Origin of the sequence: Streptomyces sp. SID12501 (genome assembly GCF_010550245.1) — a bacterium.
GTDB lineage: Bacteria > Actinomycetota > Actinomycetes > Streptomycetales > Streptomycetaceae > Streptomyces.
Genome location: NZ_JAAGLU010000938.1, coordinates 1 through 402, shown reverse-complemented (window position 1 = coordinate 402; position 402 = coordinate 1). Strand labels below are relative to the sequence as shown.

At 68.4% G+C, this 402-nt stretch carries 1 protein-coding gene; it reads left to right on the top strand.

What is annotated here, in order from left to right:
* Nucleotides 1-402, top strand: a 402-nt coding sequence (locus G3I71_RS49230; RefSeq protein ID WP_343243323.1) for a major capsid protein, incomplete at both ends; no start/stop codon positions are given.

Below are 402 nucleotides of genomic sequence, written 5' to 3'. Positions count from 1 at the left end.
CTGCTCGACAATCTCGTCTTCGACGACGTCGTATCCCCCGCCGGTGGGGGCGCGACCCTCACGTACGGGTACACGCGCCTGATCACCGAGCGCCCGGCGCAGTTCCGAGCGCTTAACACCGAGTACCCCAAGGCGCAGGCCAAGCGGCAGCGCTACACCGTCGATCTCAGCCCCTTGGGTGGGGCGTTCGAAGTCGACCGGGTCCTGTCCGCCCTCGGCGCTGCGGCGACCAATGAGACCGAGTTCCAGATGAACCAGACGATCAAGAGCGCTCGCGCGTTCTTCTCCGATCAGGTCATCAACGGGAAGCGGGTCACGACCCCGGGCGCCGAGGCCGGGTTCGACGGGCTCGACAAGGCGCTCGCCGGCAGCACGACCGAGATGGGCGCGGGCGCGTCCCTC